A 15,597-nucleotide genomic window follows, 5' to 3' on the forward strand; every position below is an offset into this window, starting at 1 on the left:
CCCTGACAGCAGGATCACGCCCAACCGGGATAAACTGCGCTGTGATCGAAGTGCGGCCCGGCGGCAGGCGGCGGATCGACCGCGTGCTCGGCCCGGGATACCTCAGTGGTGTGGGTGACCTGCCGCTGAAGGTGCTCCGCGAGCGGCGGGACGAAGCCGCCCAGGAAGAGACCGACCTGTCCTACCTGCGCCGGCTGCTGCACGCCCGGATCGACATCGTCCGCGCCGAGCAGACCCGGCGCAGCTCCGGCGGCGAGTCCAGCATCGTCGACCAGCTGGCCACGATCCTCGCCGACAACGCGCTGGGCCCGGCCGCGGGATCCGGGCGTCACCAGCAGCTCGAGCCGTCCCGCGCCGGCGAGCACCGGCGGCACGCCGAGGCGCTGATCGGCGACACCGACCTGACCGACGTCAGCTCCCTGACGGACGACAAGCTCGCCTCCGCTTTGGACACCTACGCCCGCGAAGAGCTTTCGGTGTCGTCGTTCCGGCGCGAGGTCCAGACCGTCATGGACACCCTGAACGCGGAGATCGCGCAGCGCTACCAGCAGGGTTCGGCCACAGTGGACGAGCTGCTGGAGAGCGAAGGCGGGCACGAGGCCCAGTGACCAACCCCGTCCTGGCCGAAGTCGTCCGCTCCGATTTCGTCGAAAGCGTCCATCGCGGCGCGCTCGTGGTGACCGGCCCCGAGGGCGACGTCCGGCTGGCGCTCGGTGACGTCACGTCGCCGGTCTTCCCGCGGTCGTCGAACAAGCCGTTGCAGGCCGTCGGCATGCTGCGGTCCGGGCTGGACTTCACCGGCGAGGACCTGGCGCTGACCTGCGCGTCCCACTCCGGCGAGCCCGGGCACGTCAAGCGGGTCCTCGAACTGCTGCAGGCAGCGGGCCTGACCGAGGACGACCTCGCGTGCCCGGCCGACTTCCCGCTGCACGTGCCGAGCATGCGCGACGCCGCCGAGCCGCGGCGCGTGATGATGAACTGCTCCGGCAAGCACACCGGGATGCTCACCACCTGCGTCCGCGCCGGCTGGCCGACCGCCGGTTACGAGACCCCGGACCACCCGCTGCAGCAGGCGATCGCCGTCGCGGTCGCCGAGCTGACCGGCGAGCCGATCGCGCACACCGGCGTCGACGGCTGCGGTGCGCCGCTCTTCGGCTTCTCGCTGACCGGGCTGGCCCGCGCGTTCGGCCGCATCGCGACCGCGTCCGGCGGTCCGGAGCGGACGGTGGCCGAGGCGATGCGCGCGCACCCGTGGCTGGTCGGCGGCACCGGGCGCGAGGACACCGAGCTGATGTCCGCCGTGGACGGTCTCGTCTCGAAGGCCGGCGCCGAGGGCGTCCAGGCGTTCGCGCTGCCGGACGGTTTCGCGGTGGCGATCAAGATCGACGACGGCGCGAAGCGGGCCTGCACGCCCCTGGCCGTCGAGGCGCTGCGCTTCCTCGGCGTGGACGTCTCCGGCCTGGACGAGCTCGCCCGCGGGCCGGTGCTCGGCGGCGGGCGCCCGGTCGGCGAGATCCGGGTGCCGGAGCTGCGCGCCTAGCTAGTTGGCGCGTTCCCGCGCGGCCAGGTCACCCCAGAACTCCCGCAGGTCGGAGAACAGTTCGGCGAGCTCCTCGACGTTGCCCGAGCGCAGCGCGTCCAGGATGTCGTGCACCTCTTCGGCGGTGGTGTCGGCCTCGAGGATGGGGTCGGCGAACAGCTGCACGAGGCCGCCGTAGTCGAGTTCGACGATCGAGTCCGCGTGGAAGTTGTCGAGCCAGCGCCGCGTCTCGAACAGCACCCGGCCCGGCCCGGAGTCACCGAAGGTCTGTTCCAGCAGGTCACCGGCCTCGCGCGCCCGGTGCTGCGCGTCGGCGAGGGTGGTCCGCCAGGACAGCTCCCGCTTCGGGTCGTCGCGGCCGCTGCCGAGCACGAGCTTGCGGTCCTCCGGGTCGACCAGCACGAACCACGGCAGCGGGACGGTCCAGGTGGTCGACAGCGTGTGCGCGGCGGACGTGCTGAGGTCCGACAGCGCGGACTTCGTGCGGGCGCGGATCGCGTCCTGGGTGAAGCCGCCCTCGTCGAGGATCACGTTCTTCAGCGCCGGGTGCGCGTCACCGAGGAAGGTCACGAGCGCGGCCGCGGACCGGGCGCGCAGCTCCAGCGGGCACACGAACGGCCCGTGTACGCGCTGGCCGTCCGGCACGTCGGCCGGGTCGAGCACCAGGACGTCGGTCAGCAGGCTGGGCGCGGGGCGCCCGTTGGCGAGCTCGGCGGGCAGCAACCGGCGTGGCGCGGCGACCTGTGACTTGAGCCACATGGCCTGCTCGCGGGCGCCCGCGTCGGTCCGCCCCAGCTTGGCCGCCGCGACGGCCGTGCGCAGCCGATCGTCGGGCGGCTCGCCCAGGGCGAGCAGGGGTTCGTACACCCGCAGATAGGCCACGAAGGGACGGAGCACGAGTAGATCGTGGCACGCCGACCTGCGCTGATCGTCACCGACCGGCCGGTAACCGGTGTCCGGCCGACACTGTCACGACCGGCACACCGTGCCACGTCGCATCGAACCCCCCGGACACGGTACGGTGTGAGCAGGAAAGAATTGTCGAGACGATGCGGGGCCGCCGATTCCCCCGGCCGCCCCGCCCCTGTGCGAGGGGGTCGAGCCATGGGGCGCGGCCGGGCTAAGGCCAAGCAGACGAAGGTGGCGCGCGAGCTCAAGTACAGCTCGCACGAGACCGACTTCGATGCTTTGCAGCGCGAGCTGTCGAGTGGTTCCTCTAGTGGTCACCACTACGAGGAGCCCGATAGCAATGATCAAGATCCGTACGACGACGGGTACGACGAGTACCGTCGTTGAGCACGCGTAACCGCGCGAGGGCGTGAGCCGGGCACAACCCGGCGACCGCCCTCGTGCGCTGCGTGCTGCCCAAGATCTGGGCTGCGAGGCGGATGTAAGGAGTAGCCGATGGTGAGTCGGGTTGGAGTGGTCGGGGCCGGGCTGATGGGTTCCGGCATCGCCGAGGTGCACGCCAGGTCCGGGTTGGACGTCGTGGTCACCGAGGTGAACCAGCCAGCGCTCGACGCGGGCCGGGCACGCATCGAGAAGTCGCTCCAGCGCGGCGTCAAGAACGGCAAGCTCTCGACCGAGGACGCCGACGCGGCCCTCGGCCGGCTCCGGTTCACCACGGACATCGCCGAGTTCGCCGACCGCGAACTGGTCATCGAGGCGATCCTCGAGCAGGAGCAGGCGAAGGTCGACGTCTTCCGCCAGCTCGACAAGATCGTCGAGGCGGAGGACGCGCTGTTCGCGTCCAACACGTCGTCGATCCCGATCATGAAGCTGGGCATGGCGACGAACCGCCCCCAGCAGGTGGTCGGCATCCACTTCTTCAACCCGGTGCCGGTGCTGCCGCTGGTGGAGCTGGTCCCGTCGCTCCTGACGAGCGAGGAGACCGCCCGCCGCGCGGAGGACCACGCGACGACGGCGCTGGGCAAGACGGTCATCCGGTCCCAGGACCGGGCCGGCTTCATCGTGAACTCGCTGCTGGTGCCGTACCTGCTGTCGGCGATCCGCATGATCGAGTCGGGCTTCGCCTCGGCGGAGGACATCGACCGCGGCATGGAGCTGGGCACGGCCCACCCGATGGGCCCGCTGCGCCTGTCCGACCTGATCGGCCTGGACACCATCAAGGCCATCGCGGACTCGATGTACGCGGAGTTCAAGGAGCCGCTGTACTCCTCGCCGCCGCTGCTGCTGCGCATGGTGGACGCGGGCCTGCTGGGCAAGAAGACGGGCCGCGGCTTCTACTCGTACGGCTGAGGGTTTCCGCCGATCCACTTTCGTGGGTCCGGGCGGCAACTTTCTCGGCTGGGCAGCGCGGTGACGGCTCGCTTGACTGTCGGCATGAGCCTTCGTGTGACCACCTTCGTCTTCGCCGCGGGCGCCAACGGTGTCTCGGCCGCCCCGAACGAGCTGGTCCTGCGCGGCCACCGCGGCGTCGGCGTCGACCAGCCCGGGCAGCAGTTCCGCCGCTCCTACCAGGCCCCGCAGGACCTGGCGGCGTTCGCGACGGAACCGTCGGCGCTGGCCGGCGTCACGGTCGCCGACCAGGTGGCGGCCACGGTCGAGGTCGTCCGCCGCGCGGCGGCGCACGGCCCGGTGGTCCTCGTCGGCGCCAGCATCGGCGGCGCGGCGATCAGCCTGGTCGCGGACGCCGTGCCCGACCTGATCGACCTGCTGGTCTACGACACGGCGTTCTGCTGCGTCGACCTCGCGACCCCGGACGAGTACATGGCGACCCCGGAGGCGGCCGACACCCGCGTCGGCGACCTCCTCGGGTTCATGGCGGCCGACCCGTCGGTGATCGGCGCGATCCGGTTCAACTGGCGCACGGCGGACCCTGCCCTGCTCACGAAGGCCAAGGAGGCGTTCCTCGCCGAGGCCACCGACGCCGAGTTCTACGCGTTCCTCAACTCGATGGCCCCGGACGACCTCCTCGGCAAGGGAGCCACCCCGGCCCGCGGCACCCGCGACCGGTGGGGCCGGGTCCCGCGGGTCTACGTCCGGCACCTGCGAGACCGGATCGTCCCCCTGGCGCTGCAGGACCGCATGATCCGCGAGGCGGACGCGGCCACGCCGGGAAACCGCTTTCACGTGCTCGACCTGGACACGAGCCACGTCCCGGACGCGCCGCACATGGCCCAGCTGGTGGACATCTACGACCGCTTGGCGCCCGCCTGATCGAAGACCACCGGCGCGTCAAAGGCGGCCCGCCGTGCAGCCCGGCGCAGGACAGCCAGGACGGCCGGCCCCAGCAGGACGATCGCGACCGCGTTGGTGATCGCGCGGCCGGTGTCCCAGCCGAGCGTCGAGGTCAGGACCGTGAAGACGGCGAACCGGTGCAGGTTGGCCGGCAGCGGCGCGCCCGGCACGTACCCGAGCCCCGCGGTGGCGCCCCCGAACGACGTGCCGGCGAGGAACGGCCACGACCACAGGCTCATCAGGAGCCCGAAGAAGTAGGCCGCGACGACGCCGTAGACCACGAGCAGCGCGATTTCCGCCTTCCCGCGGGCGCGCGGCAGCAGCCCGGCCCCGAGCCCGATGAGCGACGAGGCGAGCATCTGGAACGGCAGCCACGGCCCGACGCCCGCGGTCAGCAACGCCGAGGTGAACAGCGACGTCGAGCCGAGCACGAACCCGAACCCGGGCCCGAACACCCGCCCGGCGAGCACGAGCAGGAAGAACACCAGCTCGATCCCCCCGGTCCCGGCCCCGAGCGGCCGCAGCCCGGCGTTCACCGCGGACAGCACCCCCAGCAACGCAAGCGCTTTGGCGTCGATCCCCCCGCGCGACAGCTCGGCCAGCACGACGAGGATCAGCACCGGCAGAGTCACCATGAAGACGAACGGCGCATCGGCGGTGTGCGCGGACACGCTCGGCGCGGGGTGCGCGAAGAGCGGCCAGCAGAACATGACCAGGCCGAGAACGGCCGCGACGGTGAGCACCAGCGCGGGCCGCAGGCGGAGGCGGATGGCCCGGGGCGGTGGGTCGAGGAAGCCGGTCACGTCACCACCCCGCCACGGCTTGGGTCGCGCCAGGCCGCGGACAGGCAGGGATGGTCGGGGGCAGCCAGGTCGCGTTGGGGCAGGCGGCGCTCCCTGGAAGACACAGGCGCCCCGAAGAGGGTCGCTCCTCCAGTCGCGCCGACGCTGTGGGTGGTCGAGTCGGCGAAACCACTGGCAAGGCGGGACAGGCACCGGACCGCGCCGGCTTGGGCAACCGGCGGACACGGGCGCAGGGCGCGCCGAAACCTCGGGCGGAGAGGGCCGCTCGAGCAGGTGAGACCACGCCAGTGGTGCTCACGCACTCGTCGCGGGGCGACGAGACCGCCGGCGACGCGAGTTTGCGTGGAACTGCTCCCTGCGCGCTCGCATCCCCAATGCGGAGGCGAGGCGCGGTCACCGGCACGAGTTCGCAACAGCGCAGCAGCCGACCCGACACCAGGTCACGAGGACGCACCCGGGATGCAGGAGGCAAGGCGTGGCCACCCGACACCCGTGAGCGGCAACGCAACTTCCCACCCGACACCTGGTCGCGAGAGCGCACCCGCAATGCAAGCGCCGAGGCGCGACCGCCCGACACCCGTGGGCGGCAACGCAACTGCCCACCCGACACCAGGTCGCGAGAAGGCGCCCGGGATGCAGGCGGCAAGGCGTGGCCACCCGGCGCCGGTTCGTGAGGTGGCCGGGCAGGCAGGCGACGTGGCGCGGCGAGTGTCATGGCAGAGCTTCCGCTACTTCGTCCACCGTCAGCCACTCCTGCGGGGCCAGTACCTTCGCCACCTGGGGTGCAAACGCCGGGGACGCGACGATGACCTCCTTCGTCGGGCCGTCTGCCACTACCTCGCCCTCGGCCATGACCACCACTCGGTGGGCCACCGATGCCACGAACTCGACGTCGTGGGTGGCCAGGACTATCGCGTGGCCCTGCGAGGCCAGCTCTCGCAGGATCGCCGCGAAGCGCCGTTTTGCGTGGTAGTCCAGGCCGCGCGTCGGTTCGTCGAGGAGGACCACTGGGGGTGCCGCCGCCAGCTGGACGGCCAGCACCAGCGCCAGTCGCTGCCCTTCGGACAGGTCGCCGGGGTGCGCTTCACCGGCTATCGCGGGGGCCAGCCGGTCCAGCAGTGACCTCGCCGTGCCTGCCGCGGCCCCGGATTCGGTGTCGGCCTGTGCGCACTCGGCGTCTACCGAATCGAGGTACAGCAGGTCGGCCGGTGACTGCGGGACCAACCCGACACGCTGACGAGCCGCGCGTGGCTTGAGCGACGCGGGGTCCGCGCCGCCGACGTCGACCTTCCCCGCCGACCGCGGGCCGCTGCCCTGCACCGCCCAGAGAAGCGACGACTTGCCGGAGCCGTTGCGTCCCATCAGCGTGACGATCTCCCCCGGCCCGACGCGCAGGTCCACCCCACGCACCGCCAGGACATCTCCGTAGCGGACCACCACCCCTCTCACGTCCAGTGCTTGACCGGTCACCGAGAGGGTACGACCCACCACCGACAATTCTTGAAGCCGCGAGCGCAGCGGCCCCGCAACCCGCCGCGCGTCCCGCACCGAGAGCGGCAGCGGCGACCAGCCCGCGAGCCGACCCAGCTCGACGATCGGGGGCGCGATCTCCGCCGTCGCCAGGATCTCCGACGGCGGCCCGGACCGCACCGAACCGTCGCCGGGCAGGTACAGCAGCCGGTCGGCGTACTGGACGACGCGCTCCATGCGGTGCTCCGCGACGACCACCGTGGTCCCGAGGTCGTGCACCAGCCGCGTGATCGCCGCGAGCACCTCCTCGGCCGCCGTCGGGTCCAGCGCGGACGTCGGCTCGTCGAGCACCAGGACGCGCGGGTGCGCCGTCAGCACCGAGCCGATCGCGACGCGCTGCTGCTGCCCGCCGGAAAGCGTCCGAAGTGGACGGTTGCGCAGCTCCGCGATGCCCAGCAGGTCCAGGGTTTCCTCGACGCGCTTGCGCATGACGTCCGGCGCCACCGCCAGCTGCTCCATCGCGTACGCGAGTTCCTCCTCGACGGTGTCGGTCACGAACCCGGCCAGCGGGTCCTGCCCGACGACGCCGACCACCGCGGCCAGCTCGCGCGGCGGAAACACGGCGGTGTCCCGCCCGTCGACCAGCACCCGCCCGGCCAGCCGCCCGCCGGTGAAGTGCGGGACGAGCCCGTTGATCGCGCCGAGAAAAGTCGACTTGCCGACGCCGGTCGGCCCGGCGACCAGGCACAGCTCGCCCTCCTCGACGAGCAGCGAGACGTCGGCCAGCACCGGCCGCGCGGCATCCGGATAGGTCACCGTGACCTGCGAAAACTCGATCACCGGACGACCTCCGACGGGGGACGGGGTGCGACGAACGCGGGCAGCACCCCGACGAGCAGGGACAGCGCGTGCCAGGGAGACACGTCGGGCCACCGAAGCGGACTCAGTGACGGGTAGAGGTTCCCCGGGTCGACCCGCGAGGAGAAGAACAGCAGCGCGCACGCCCCGACCCCGGACGCGACGACCAGCGTCTCCGGCCACCGCCACGGATCCGGGCGGTACGCCGTCCGCCGGATCCGGCGTCCGCCCAGCACGAACCCCACCGCGGCCACGACCAGCCCCAGCGCCAGCAGCGGCACGCCCAGCCACGACGACGTCCCGTCGAGCACGCCGTAGACGCCGACGCACACGCCGACCAGCCCGCCGAGCACGCAGCCGGCGATCGTCGCGCGCACGCCGACGCTCAGGTACGCACGCCGCCCGTAGCCGCGCGAGTCCATGGCGGCCGCCAGCAGCAGCGAGCGGTTCATCGCGTCCTCCAGCACCGGCACCACGATGCCCTTGACCGCCCGCAGCCCGCGAGTCCGCCCCGCCCGCAGCCTTCGCGCCCGCCGGACGCGTTGCACGCTCTCGACCAGCTGCGGGGCCACCGTGAGCGCGACCGTCACGACCGTGCCGACCTCGTACAACGCTCCCGGCACGGCCTTGAGCAGGCGTTTCGGGTTCGCGAGGGCGTTCGCCGCGCCGACGCAGAGCACCATCGTCGCCAGCCTCAGGCCGTCGTAGAACCCGCCGAGCAGCTCCTCCGCCGACGTCGACCCGAGCAGCGACACCCCGGCCGCGAACGCCGGCAGCGGGATCCGCGGCAGCGTGAACAGGACGTGCCCGCCGTCCTCGCCGCCGATCAGGATCCGGAACAGCACCCGCGTCGCGACGATCACCGCGCCCACGTAGGCGTACAGCCGGAACGCCAGCGCCCAGGGCGCGTCACTCCGCCGGTTCGCGACGACGAAGCCGATGATCGCGATGATCAGGCCCAGCAGCAGCGGGTTCGTCGTCCGGCTGGCCGCGACAGCCAGCGCGAGCGCCCAGGCCCACCACGCGCCGGGGTGCAGCGCCCTACTGGTCACGCCGACGGCGACGGCGCGAGGAGACGACCACCGCGGCGCCGCCGATCAGCAGGATCACCACGACGGCGATCACCACGCCCCACGGGAACGAGCTGACACTCGCGTCCGAGACGTCGGACGCAGGCGGCGCGGCCTGGCGGACCGGCGCCACGCGAGGCGGCGCCGGCAGGTCGTTGGCCGTTTTCGGCCGCGCGAACGCCCAGCCCTCGAACCCGTCGGCCTTCGGCTTCGACGTCTGCGCGCCTTCCTGGCTCGACTCCCACGTGCCACCGGCCGTGGCGTGCCAGTAGCTCCAGTACGCCGTCGCCGACGGCATGCCCGCGCACGACTCGACGTCCGGGCCCGGCTTGCCGTCGATCCGGCAGGCGACGGCGAGGCCGTACTTCTGCGAGCCGGCGACGTCGATCCCCGCGCCCTGCAGCGCCGCGATGCCGGACGCGGGCGTGCCCGGGGCGCAGCGGACCAGGGGCTGCGGGCCCAGGTCACCGAAGTCGACGACCACCGTCACACCGCCGCCGGCCGGGCAGGTGCCGTCCGAGCCCGTCGCCGACGCGGGCGAGGCCCCGGCGAAGCAGCCGGCCAGGAGGAGGAGACAGACCGCGGCGATGCGGGACGGCAGGGTGATCATGCGGGCACTTTAACCAGGACGGCCGGCCCGCAGGTGCGGTTCCGGTGCAACGCCGGCCACACCTAGACTGCGGCCCGTGGGACAGCTCATCGCGGAAGGACAGCTGCGGGTCGGCCTCGTCGGCGCCGGTCCGTGGGCGACGACGATTCACGCGCCCGGTCTGGCGGATCACCCCGGCACGGCGCTGACCGCCGTCTGGGCCCGCCGGCCGGAAGCGGCGCAAGCGCTTGCGGACACGCACTGCGCGGCCGCCGCGAGCAGCGTCGAAGAGCTGTTCGAGCAGGTGGACGCCGTGGCGTTCGCCGTACCGCCGTCGATCCAGGCCGAGCTGGGCGTGCGCGCCGCCGAAGCCGGGAAGCACCTGATCCTCGAGAAGCCGATCGCCGCCGACCTGGCCGGCGCGCAGCGGCTGGCCGACGCCGTCGCGGCCGCCGACGTCGCCGCCCTGGTCATGCTGACCCTGCGGTACTCGACCCAGACCCAGGAGTGGCTCGCCGGCCTCGGCCAGGCGGGCGGCTGGGCCGGTGGCGGCGCGCGCTGGCTGTCCGGTGCCCTGCTCGGCGGCCAGTACGCGGCCTCGGAGTGGCGGCAGGAAGGCGGCGGCGCGCTGTTCGACATCGGCCCGCACGCCCTGGACATGCTGGACGCCGCGCTCGGCCCGATCACCGACGTCGTCGCCGCGCGGTGCAGCCCCGGCGACCTGTGGCACCTGATGCTCGCCCACGAGAACGACGTGGTCAGCACGGCCACGCTCTCGCTGCGGCTGCCGGTGCAGCCGACCGTCGTCGAGGTCGCCGTCTGGGGTGACCACGGCTACCGCACGCTCGGCCGCAAGCCCGGTTCGGCGTCGGAGTCCTACACGGCGTTGCTGGACGACTTCGCGGCGATGATCGCCAGCGGCACCACGGCCCACCCCTGCGACGTCCGCCGCGGCCTGCACCTGCAGGGCCTGCTCGAACGCGCTCGAGAGCTGGCCGACAACACCAAGTAGTACACAGGCACCACCTGCGGATTTCCGTTGTGAATCAAGGGGTTCGGAAAGCATCCCCCAATCCATCCACAGGGTTGTCCACAGCATCCACAGTGGACAGTGCGCCTCCCGACCGAACCACGGAAGGTTCCGTCGCGCCACCGCAAAGATCACCGAATAGTGCGCCTCCCTCAGAGTGCCGAGACGATCTTGTGATGCGAAGGTGATCTTGGGAGGGCCGTTTCCAGCGCACAGACGATCTTTGGGTGCTCAAGGAGGGAGGCGCATGGAAACCCTGCTGCGCGCCTTCTGGGGGATGATTCCGGTCTCGGCCATCGCGCTGCCGTACGCGCTGCTCGGGTGGCCCCTGCTCGCGGCTCGACGGCGGCGAAGACTCCCGCCCCGCTACGCGAGCGCCACCGCCGGCGTCGACAGCGCCGCCGTCCTGGTCGCGTTTCTGGTGTTGTGCCTGGTCACGATGCCGGTCAACGGGTCCGGCGGGAGCACGCTCGACCTCGTTCCGGGTGCCGACATCACCGCCGCGTTCGGCGACGACGGCTCGCTCTGGCAGGTGATCGGCAACGTCCTGCTGCTCTGCCCGCTCGGCGCGCTGCTCCCGCTGCGGATGCGCGGCCTGCGCACGCTGCTGCGGATCGCACTGGCCGCGCTGGCCGTGTCCGTGCTGGTGGAAGGTACGCAATATCTGATCCACAACGGCCGGGTGACGTCCACCGACGACGTCCTGCTCAACACCACGGGCGCGATCCTCGGCGCGGCACTGAGCCGGCGCGCCTGGTACTCGCTGGAGCCGCCGCCGGTGGTGATCCCGACCCAGCAGCGCCGCACGATCTGCGAAGCCCCGACGCTCACCATGCGGGTCCCGCGGTCGGTCTGGGACGCGCGGTACGCGGCGATCGCCCACCCCGACCGGCAGTAAACGGCTTGCGGGCCGTGCCACACTGGCCCGGAAGAGCCCTTTCGACTCGAGGAATGAACGCCTATGCCTGGCGCCGTCTCCGGCGTCGGCCTCCGCTAGGCCCGACGCCCAGCGAACCACCCGCACCGAGCTGCGGTTCCTCGACGTGCTCTCGAAAGGGCTTCCACCAGCAATGTCTGCTATCCAGACGTATGTCCGCAAGACGGCGCCCCGTGGCCGGGAGACCGAACGGGTCGGCCCGTTCCTGGCCACCTACTCGCCGGAAACCGAGCACCCGATGCTCAACTACGCGATCCCGGACGACGGCGCGCGGCCGTCGGCGGCCGAGATCGACGCGCTGACCAGCGCGTACCGGCGGCGGGGCCTGCTCCCGCGGCTGGAGTACTTCACCGACGTCGCTCCCGACCTGGAGAACCTCCTGGTCGAGGCGGGTTACGCGCTGGAACGGCGCGTGCCGTTGATGACCTGCGGCCCGGACGGCCTGGTCGGCCAACCGGTCCCGGCGGGGATCCGGCTGCGCGCGCCGGAGTCCGACGAGGACGTCCGAGGCCTGCGGTCGGCGCAGAACACGGCGTTCGGCGAGTCGCCGGAGGTCCCCGACGACGAGGTCGAACGCCTGCGGTCCGGCATCGAGGCCGGGGTGCGGCACCTCCTCGCGGAGGACACCGCCACCGGCGCGGTCATCGGCGGCGGGCTGGCGCTCGTGGTCGTCGACGGCACCACCGAGGTCGCCGGCATCGCCGTGCTCGAGCCGTACCGCGGCCGCGGGATCGCCGCGGCGATCACCGCCCGGCTCACCCGCGAAGTGCACGAGGCCGGCGCGCACACGGCGTTCCTCACCCCCGGTGACCTGGGGATCGGCAACGTCTACGCCCGGGTCGGCTACGGGCCGGCCGGAGAGTGCGTGCACCTCTCGCTGAGCTAGTCGTTCAAGCGGCCGGAGCGGCCACGCTTCACGTCGCTCCGGCGCTTCTTCGACGCCAGGCGGCGCTCCTTCGAACCGCGAGACGGCTTCGTGGGGCGCCGCTTGGCCGGCGGCGGGGCCGACGCGTCGCGCAGCAGGTTCGTCAGGCGGCCGCGCGCGGCCTCGCGGTTCTGCAGCTGGGAGCGGTGTTCGCTGGCGGCGATCGTCAGGACGCCGTCGACGAGACGGCCTTCGAGCCCGGCCAGCACCCGAGCCCGCAGGTGCTCCGGGATCGACGGCGAACCAGCGACGTCGAAGGACAGCTCGACCCGCGAATCGGTGGTGTTGACGCCCTGGCCGCCCGGGCCGGACGACCGCGAAAAGCGCTCGTTGAGCTCGGCTCCCGGGATCGTGAACCGGGAGCCGATCACCACGTCTCCGGCTGCCATGACACCAGTGTGACAGCCGCGATCAAGTGCGTATCTAGAAGCGCGGGTGGTCACCCGAGAGCAGCGCGCGCGGGCCGTCGACGTCGTCGGCGGGCTGGACGTCGCCCAGCACCCACGCCGGGACGTGCCGCGCGGTCAGCATGGCCAGCGCCCGGTCGACGTCCTCGGCCCCGACGATCGCGACCATGCCGACGCCCATGTTGAACGTCTTCTCCAGCTCGGCTCGCTCGACCTTGCCGCGCTGGCCGATCAGCGCGAACACCGGCGCCGGCGACCAGGTGCCGCGGTCGAGCCGGGCGACCAGGCCGCGCGGCATGACGCGGGCCAGGTTGGCCTCCAGGCCACCGCCGGTGATGTGCGCGAACGTCCGGACCTCGGTCTCGGCCGCCAGCGCGAGGCAGTCCTTCGCGTAGATCCGCGTCGGCTCCAGCATCTCCTCGCCGAGGGTGCGGCCGAACTCCTCGACGTGGCCGCCGAGCGGCATCCGCGCGATGTCCAGCAGCACGTGCCGGGCCAGGGAGTACCCGTTCGAGTGCAATCCCGACGAGCCGAGCGCCAGAACCACGTCACCCGGGCGGACCTTCTCCGGCGACAGCAGCGCCGACGCCTCGACCACGCCGACGCCGGTGGCCGACATGTCGTAGTCGTGCTCGCCCATCAGGCCGGGGTGCTCGGCGGTCTCGCCGCCGAGCAGCGCGCAGCCGGCCTGGACGCAGCCCTCGGCGATGCCGCCGACCAGCGCGGCGATCTTCTCCGGGTGCACCTTGCCGACGGCGATGTAGTCCTGCAGGAACAGCGGCTCGGCGCCGGTCACGACCAGGTCGTCGACGACCATCGCGACCAGGTCGATGCCGACGGTGTCGTGCTTGTCCAGCGCCTGCGCGACGGCGATCTTGGTGCCGACGCCGTCGGTGGAGGAGGCGAGGATCGGTTCCTTCCACTTGTCGAGCTTCAGCGAGAAGAGCCCGGCGAAGCCCCCGACGCCGCCCATGACCTCGGGGCGCGTGGCCCGCTCGGCGTGCGGCTTGAGCAGCTCGACGGCTTGGTCGCCGGCGTCGATGCTGACGCCGGCGGCGGCGTACGTGGCGCTCGTGGACTCGCTCACGGTAGAAGGACTCCCAACTGGAAGGACTAGCCCGGAAGAGCTAGGGACGCCGAACAGCGTCCTCGGCACCGTACCCGGCCGGGCTGACCGGCGTCGCCGCGCCATTGACCGCGTCGAGGCTCTCGAGCAGGTTCTTCCCGATGAGCGCGTCGTCGGGCAGGGCGATCGGGTACTCGCCGGAGAAGCAGGCCGTGCACAGGCGCGACTTCGGCTGCTCGGTCGCCGCGACGAGACCGTCGAGCGAGATGTAGCCGAGCGAGTCCGCGCCGATCGAACGGCGGATGCCGTCGAGGTCGACGCCGTTCGCGACGAGCTCGGCCCGCGACGCGAAGTCGATGCCGTAGAAACACGGCCAGCGCACGGGCGGCGACGCGATCCGGACGTGCACCTCGAGCGCGCCGGCCTCACGCAGCATCCGGACGAGCGCGCGCTGGGTGTTGCCGCGGACGATCGAGTCGTCCACGACGACCAGCCGCTTGCCGCGGATGACGTCGCGCAGCGGGTTCAGCTTCAAGCGGATGCCGAGCTGGCGGATGGTCTGCGACGGCTGGATGAACGTGCGCCCGACGTAGGCGTTCTTCACCAGGCCGGTGCCGTACGGGATGCCCGAGCCCTGCGCGTAGCCGATGGCGGCGGGGGTGCCGGACTCCGGCACCGGCATCACCAGGTCGGCCTCGACGGGCTGCTCGCCGGCCAGGCGGCGGCCGATCTCGACGCGGGTGGCGTGCACGCCGCGGCCGGCGATCGTGGTGTCGGGGCGGGCCAGGTAGACGTACTCGAAGACGCAGCCCTTGGGCTCCGGGTTGGCGAACCGCGAGGAACGCAGGCCCTCGGCGTCGATGGCGATCAGCTCACCCGGCTCGACCTCGCGGACGAACGACGCGCCGACGATGTCCAGGCCGGCGGTCTCGCTGGAGACGACCCAGCCGCGCTCGAGGCGGCCGAGCACCAGCGGGTGCACCCCGTGCGGGTCACGCGCGGCGTACAGCGTGTTCTCGTCGGCGAACACCAGGCAGAACGCGCCCTTCAGCGTGGGCAGCAGCTCCATCGCGGCGCCTTCGATGCCCTTGTCGGCGGCGTTCGCGGCGAGCAGCCCGCAGACCAGGTCCGAGTCGCTGGACGAGCCGGTCAGCCCGGCGTGCGGCTTGAGGCCCGCGGCGATGGTGCGTTCGCGCAGCTCCGCCGTGTTGACGAGGTTGCCGTTGTGCGCGAAGGACAGGCCGCTGCCCGTCTCGGTGGTGCGGAAGATCGGCTGCGCGTTCTCCCAGATGGTGGCGCCGGTGGTCGAGTACCGGCAGTGGCCGACGGCGATGTGGCCCTGCAGCGACTGCAGGATCTGTTCGTCGAACACCTGGCTGACCAGGCCGAGGTCCTTGAAGACCACGATCTGCGAGCCGTCGGAGACGGAGATGCCGGCGGCCTCCTGGCCCCGGTGCTGCAGGGCGTAGAGGCCGTAGTAGGTCAGTTTCGCGACTTCTTCCCCGGGAGCCCAGACGCCGAAGACGCCACACTCCTCGCGGGGTTCCGGGTCGGGCTGGTCGGAGGACACGAGCTGCGGGTCGGAAACCACCGAGGTGCTCCCAGGAAGACGTGGTCAGGCCGAATTCAGTGTAACCGGGCCGGACATGAGTCAGGCCCCGCCCGGAGTGGTTCTGACCACTTCGGACAGGGCCTGAAGTT

The 15,597-nt window shown here is 72.1% G+C and carries 16 protein-coding genes; 8 read left to right on the forward strand and 8 right to left on the reverse strand.

Annotated features, from left to right (window positions below):
- The first annotated feature begins 41 nt into the window (after window positions 1–41).
- Window positions 42–608: an RsiG family protein gene (locus tag VA596_RS08030; protein WP_323324680.1), complete on the forward strand. Its 567-nt coding sequence runs from the start codon at window positions 42–44 to the stop codon at window positions 606–608.
- Window positions 605–1,540: an asparaginase gene (locus VA596_RS08035; protein WP_323324681.1), complete on the forward strand. Its 936-nt coding sequence runs from the start codon at window positions 605–607 to the stop codon at window positions 1,538–1,540. The genes VA596_RS08030 and VA596_RS08035 overlap by 4 nt, the downstream gene beginning before the upstream one ends.
- Here VA596_RS08035 and VA596_RS08040 read toward each other — a convergent pair whose 3' ends face one another.
- Window positions 1,541–2,437, reverse strand: coding sequence for a hypothetical protein (locus tag VA596_RS08040; protein WP_323324682.1), 897 nt, complete (start codon window positions 2,435–2,437; stop codon window positions 1,541–1,543).
- A 207-nt stretch (window positions 2,438–2,644) separates the two neighbouring features.
- Here VA596_RS08040 and VA596_RS08045 point away from each other — a divergent pair, with 207 nt between their 5' ends.
- The 3 genes from VA596_RS08045 (at window position 2,645) to VA596_RS08055 (ending at window position 4,720) form a co-directional block, all read left to right on the forward strand.
- Window positions 2,645–2,836 (forward strand): DUF3073 domain-containing protein, encoded by a 192-nt coding sequence (locus tag VA596_RS08045; protein ID WP_323324683.1) that lies wholly within the window; start codon window positions 2,645–2,647, stop codon window positions 2,834–2,836.
- A 108-nt stretch (window positions 2,837–2,944) separates the two neighbouring features.
- On the forward strand, window positions 2,945–3,799 hold the full coding sequence (locus VA596_RS08050; protein ID WP_323324684.1) for a 3-hydroxybutyryl-CoA dehydrogenase: 855 nt from the start codon (window positions 2,945–2,947) through the stop codon (window positions 3,797–3,799).
- Window positions 3,800–3,883: 84 nt separating this feature from the next.
- Window positions 3,884–4,720 (forward strand): alpha/beta fold hydrolase, encoded by an 837-nt coding sequence (locus tag VA596_RS08055; protein WP_323324685.1) that lies wholly within the window; start codon window positions 3,884–3,886, stop codon window positions 4,718–4,720.
- Here VA596_RS08055 and VA596_RS08060 read toward each other — a convergent pair.
- The 4 genes from VA596_RS08060 to VA596_RS08075 all read right to left on the reverse strand — a co-directional run bounded on the left by VA596_RS08060 (window position 4,696) and on the right by VA596_RS08075 (window position 9,552).
- Complete coding sequence (locus VA596_RS08060) at window positions 4,696–5,544, reverse strand: ECF transporter S component family protein (RefSeq protein WP_323324686.1); 849 nt, start codon at window positions 5,542–5,544, stop codon at window positions 4,696–4,698. The two genes, VA596_RS08055 and VA596_RS08060, sit on opposite strands and share 25 nt — an antisense overlap.
- Window positions 5,545–6,255: 711 nt before the next feature.
- Entirely contained in the window at window positions 6,256–7,854 is a 1,599-nt protein-coding gene (locus tag VA596_RS08065) for an ABC transporter ATP-binding protein (protein WP_323324687.1), read from the reverse strand.
- On the reverse strand, window positions 7,851–8,924 hold the full coding sequence (locus tag VA596_RS08070; RefSeq protein WP_323324688.1) for a CbiQ family ECF transporter T component: 1,074 nt from the start codon (window positions 8,922–8,924) through the stop codon (window positions 7,851–7,853). Before VA596_RS08070 ends, VA596_RS08065 begins: the two co-directional genes overlap by 4 nt.
- The gene (locus VA596_RS08075; RefSeq protein ID WP_323324689.1) at window positions 8,914–9,552 is read right to left on the reverse strand and encodes a hypothetical protein; all 639 of its coding nucleotides are present in this window, start codon (window positions 9,550–9,552) and stop codon (window positions 8,914–8,916) included. The genes VA596_RS08070 and VA596_RS08075 overlap by 11 nt, the downstream gene beginning before the upstream one ends.
- Window positions 9,553–9,628: 76 nt before the next feature.
- Between VA596_RS08075 and VA596_RS08080 the strand changes: the two genes are divergently transcribed.
- The 3 genes from VA596_RS08080 (at window position 9,629) to VA596_RS08090 (ending at window position 12,384) form a co-directional block, all read left to right on the forward strand.
- Window positions 9,629–10,543 (forward strand): Gfo/Idh/MocA family protein, encoded by a 915-nt coding sequence (locus VA596_RS08080; protein ID WP_323324690.1) that lies wholly within the window; start codon window positions 9,629–9,631, stop codon window positions 10,541–10,543.
- Window positions 10,544–10,808: 265 nt separating this feature from the next.
- Complete coding sequence (locus tag VA596_RS08085) at window positions 10,809–11,459, forward strand: VanZ family protein (protein WP_323324691.1); 651 nt, start codon at window positions 10,809–10,811, stop codon at window positions 11,457–11,459.
- A 172-nt stretch (window positions 11,460–11,631) separates the two neighbouring features.
- Complete coding sequence (locus VA596_RS08090; RefSeq protein WP_323324692.1) at window positions 11,632–12,384, forward strand: GNAT family N-acetyltransferase; 753 nt, start codon at window positions 11,632–11,634, stop codon at window positions 12,382–12,384.
- Here the strand turns inward: VA596_RS08090 and arfB are convergent.
- The 3 genes from arfB to purF are packed head-to-tail and all read right to left on the reverse strand — an operon-like array spanning window position 12,381 to window position 15,487.
- Window positions 12,381–12,812: an alternative ribosome rescue aminoacyl-tRNA hydrolase ArfB gene (gene arfB / locus VA596_RS08095; protein ID WP_323324693.1), complete on the reverse strand. Its 432-nt coding sequence runs from the start codon at window positions 12,810–12,812 to the stop codon at window positions 12,381–12,383. The genes VA596_RS08090 and arfB overlap by 4 nt on opposite strands.
- A 34-nt stretch (window positions 12,813–12,846) precedes the next feature.
- Window positions 12,847–13,917 carry a phosphoribosylformylglycinamidine cyclo-ligase gene (gene purM, locus VA596_RS08100; RefSeq protein WP_323324694.1) on the reverse strand — a complete coding sequence of 357 codons (1,071 nt, stop codon included), beginning with the start codon at window positions 13,915–13,917 and terminating at the stop codon, window positions 12,847–12,849.
- A gap of 40 nt (window positions 13,918–13,957) precedes the next feature.
- Window positions 13,958–15,487, reverse strand: coding sequence for an amidophosphoribosyltransferase (gene purF / locus VA596_RS08105; protein ID WP_323324695.1), 1,530 nt, complete (start codon window positions 15,485–15,487; stop codon window positions 13,958–13,960).
- Window positions 15,488–15,597: the final 110 nt, after the last annotated feature.

It is taken from the genome of Amycolatopsis heterodermiae, assembly GCF_034929455.1.
Lineage (GTDB): Bacteria > Actinomycetota > Actinomycetes > Mycobacteriales > Pseudonocardiaceae > Amycolatopsis > Amycolatopsis heterodermiae.